This window comes from Prevotella sp. P2-180 (genome assembly GCF_002251435.1).
Classification (GTDB): domain Bacteria; phylum Bacteroidota; class Bacteroidia; order Bacteroidales; family Bacteroidaceae; genus Prevotella.
On the sequence record NZ_NPJI01000083.1, the window covers coordinates 1 to 4,287 of the forward strand.

At 32.1% G+C, this 4,287-nt stretch carries 4 protein-coding genes; all 4 read left to right on the plus strand.

Annotated features, from left to right (window positions below; genetic code table 11):
• A partial coding sequence (locus CIK98_RS11940) for a hypothetical protein (RefSeq protein WP_216358975.1) occupies nt 1-1,185 on the plus strand: 1,185 nt, incomplete at its 5' end.
• 2 nt (nt 1,186-1,187) lie between these two features.
• Nucleotides 1,188-2,105, plus strand: a complete 918-nt coding sequence (locus tag CIK98_RS11945; RefSeq protein ID WP_094384524.1) for a glycosyltransferase family 2 protein — start codon at nt 1,188-1,190, stop codon at nt 2,103-2,105.
• 42 nt (nt 2,106-2,147) lie between these two features.
• Complete coding sequence (locus CIK98_RS11950; RefSeq protein WP_094384526.1) at nt 2,148-3,275, plus strand: glycosyltransferase; 1,128 nt, start codon at nt 2,148-2,150, stop codon at nt 3,273-3,275.
• 253 nt (nt 3,276-3,528) lie between these two features.
• On the plus strand, nt 3,529-4,287 hold a 759-nt coding region (locus tag CIK98_RS11955), incomplete at its 3' end, for a hypothetical protein (protein ID WP_094384528.1).

The following is a 4,287-nucleotide window of genomic DNA, read 5'->3' on the forward strand; positions in this document are numbered from 1 at the left end:
ATTCTATTGACTAATATCTTTAATTTTATAGGTTGGGAAACATTCCCAATTTTGAAAAATATAAGATATTCTCTATTGTTTTTGTTACCAATAGTTTCTTTGTTTGTATATAATAAGACAAAAAGAACTAGTGTAATGTATAATCGGAGAATGGTTTTGTATTTCATAGCAGCTTGTTTGTTTACTTTTACACTTCAAATCGTTGTGTTTGGAGCAAATTATGGCAGAAGTTTAGAGACAAATCTTTTTGTGGCATTCGTATTCTGTTGTTATATATTGTTCCATTATACAAAGATGAGCGAAGATATTCTGTTAAAAGGGATTACTTGTGTAGGAATAATTGTTTTCATCATTCAAGTTTTCCAGCAATTGAATCCGCAAATGGCAATCTTTGGCGTTTTTACAGAAAAAATGAAAGAAGAAACAGGTGTTGGTGACAATTTTATTGTAAGTATGCGCAATGGATTATATCGTTTCAAATTAATCACTGCACAATTACCCCTTTTATTATTCAGTTACTATTTTTCTAAAATGCTTTCTAAGTTTAAATATACATATATATTATTAGTCTGCATATTTGCTGCATCTTTGTATTTAATGTTGACACGAATGTTTATGATATGTATGTTTATATGTGCCATATACATTTACCTATCGCAAAGAAAACAGATTAAATCCAAATTTGCCATAGCTATATTAGTAACAATTGCATGTGCAGGATTAATCACATATTCAGATGCTCTTTTTGCAAATCTCTTTGACTCAAAAGAATCCGATATAGAATACAGCAGCTCAGCTCGTATTAATTGCTTGCCGTTCATCTGGTCACAAGCTGTATCCAATCCTATCTTGTTTTTTATCGGGCATGGTTATGACGAAGCGTTATGGGAGTGGGGATTTGGCTTAGGGTATTGGTGGAATGACTTAGGGGTTTTAGGGCAAGTGTATACTTACGGAATTATATGGGTATTAATATACTTTAAATTGGCATATAATTTATTGTCCAAATTTAAAAAACTAATACCTATTTATATAAGAGGTTATGTATTTGGGTGTCTGTGTATTTGTTATATGATGCCTTCTTATGCTTCAAACTTAACCCAAACGTTAATCTGGTGTGTCGTTTTGTATATATCAGACTTATATATAAGTAATTCAAGAAAAATAATTAATAACGCTGTTTGAATATGAAATTTACTATAGCGATTCCTGCTTACAAGCAAAAGTATTTATATGAGGCAATCCAAAGTTGTCTTAATCAATCCTATCAAGATTTTGAAATAGTTATTGTTGACGATGCATCACCTGAAGACTTGCTAAGTGTGGTGAGGAAGTTTGACGATAAAAGATTAAGATATTATCGAAATACAAAAAACTGTGGTGCAAGAGATGTCGTTGATAATTGGAATATTTGCTTGACGTATGCGGAAGGTGATTATATTATCTGTATGGGGGACGATGACAGATTGCTGCCGAACTGCTTAAAAGAATACGATAACTTGATAAAGAAATATCCTGCTGTAAATATCGTACATGGTAGAACTGTTAAAATTGACGAACAGGGAGACCAGATATCCATCACTTCAGAAAGAATGGAATTAGAAAGTATATATACTTTCGTCTGGCGACGTTTAAAAGGGCGGTCACAATATATAGGCGACGTGTGTATTAAGACAGAAAAACTGAGAGAATGCGGGGGATACTATAAGTTACCGTATGCTTGGGGGTCTGATGAGATTTCTGCTTTCATAGCATGCGGAAAAGAGGGAGTAGCAAACACTTTTGAAGCAGTTTTTGAGTATCGAGTCAACCGTTTTACCATCACAAAATCAGGGAATGAAGAAGAGAAGCTGGTTGCTTTGATGGATGTAATGAAATGGATAAGAACTTTTTTAGAATCCAATCCTCCACAGGATTATACAGACAAATTGATAGTACAAGAAATAAGAAATAAATGGGGTTATTATCTCAGTCATAAACAAGAGGGTACTATAGCACCTTCCGTCAGGAGAAACAAATTTGTAGTATTTAAATGGTTGCTCGTCCGAAAGAAGTATAATTTGGACATTAAGACCATCATAAGAACTCTTCTTCGTAATGTATAATATGTACAATAATATTATCTTGTCAACAAAAAGGCAGTAGCAATGAAAAAAATATTAGTAATTTCACATGTTTATTCCCATCCTACCAATGTAGGCAACAAGAAATACATTTTAGATTATTGTAAAGCACTCCAAGAAAAAGGGGCTGAAGTGTATTTTTTGTATATTGGTAAACAAAACAAGGAAGAAGAGTTACAGACTTCTGAAGCTTGGGGAAGCAAGGCTTTCTATATATATCTTTCGGGATATGACGTATTCTTGGGACGTTGTTTGAAATATTTCTGTAAGAAAATATTAAAGAGAGTGATGCTCGACTATTTATTTGTCAAATACGGTATCAATAATCAAATTCGTAATATAGAGAATGAAATTGACCCTGATACAGTCATAGTAAATTATTATTGGTTATCAAAAGCTTTAACGCTTTCAAATGCAAAGAAAAGAGTTATTGCAACTCATGATTGTTTTACCAATAAATTTGAAAGACTTGGTATTCAAGATTTGTCAATGACACCAAGTTTAGAGCAAAAATATTTGCGAAGAAGTAATATGATTATGTCTATCCAAGAGAATGAGAGTCAGTTCTTTCGGTACCTTGCTCCCCATATTCCTTGCATCACAGTTTACCCGCCACTTACGTTTACGAAGCAAGAGATAGTAAACAATAAAAATATACTATATATAGCAAGTAACAATCATCTGAACAAGGAGGGTTTAGTATGGTTTATAGATAGCATATTTCCACAAATTGTATCTTTGTCTTCCCAATATACTCTTATTATAGGAGGAAAGATTTCAGACTCCGTGAGAGAATATTCAAACCATCCGAATATCAAAATTTTAGGGATGGTTGACAACTTAGAAGATTTCTATGAACAGGGAAATATTGTAGTTAATCCTACATTGAAAGGAACAGGTTTGAAAATTAAAACGATTGAGGCTATCTCATATGGTAAACTTGTTATTACATCCAAGCATAGTAGTGAAGGATTATATGACAACAAAGATATTCCGACCTTTATCGGGGAAAGTTCATCCGATTTCGTAGAGATTTTTAAACGAATTGAAAGAGAAGGCAATAAAATATTTGAATCTCAGCAGTTGAGATGTTCTCAATACATCAAGGATGTTAATGATTATTCAAATAAAGCAATTGATAAATTAATATGAAAGCAATTAAGATTACAAGACCATGCGTGATAGAATCTGCAGAGTGTCGTGATTTTGTAGCAAAGAAACTGTACATTTGAATAACAAGTACTTTATTGGTATTATCTTTAAGTCTTTATTCGACACATGGTAGGTTCACAAGCAGCACATTGGCTTTAAGCTCAAAATGCTTATATAATTGAGGGCATGGACATAGGCTGGTCAGGGTAAATTGATCATTCTGAAAACAAATAATTGAAACTTACAAATTGAGATGAAAAACGTATTTATAATAAATTCGCATACAACATTTTTAACGGCAATAGGAACTATAGTTTTTCTAAAGCTCAAGAAAGATAATGTCATTCTTATTACAATGAGGCATTTTTCTTCTAAATTAATCCGATTAGAGTGTAGAACATACGACATATCTGATATAGAGGACAAATATGCATTACCACAAGTTTGGCGAAATGAAGCTATCAGAAAGGCTTATATTAATGACATTGATAATTTTATACAGGAAAAAATAAAAGATCAATTCATTTTATTTGCGCCTCATTTTTCACATCCTTTATTTCAATCTTTTTATACTTCACAATTGTGTCATAGTGGCAATTATATTCAAGAAGGCGGTATACCATTCAAAAACGCATATAGAATAAAATTGTCTTTATATGAAACAATAACATCGTTTTTTATAAACAAGTTATTCCTTCGAACATCCAGGATTTGGATGCCACATGGGTGGTATGTAGAAGGGAAGCTCTATAAAAACACTCAAATAAATTCTTACGCTACATCCGATCAATTTTTCAAATACTTGCCATCTAACAATCATATTATAAAATGGCCTAAAGTAGAAGTAGATATAACTATTGAAGAAGGAACTTGTGTTTTTATTTTCGATGGGTTTGTACAAAATAAAATCGTAGAAAGGGATTTTTACATAGAGTCATGTAAAAAAATGATAATTCAACATTCTAAAGAACATAATTATCTACGTTTTCATCCAAGTCAAACAATTGAAGAC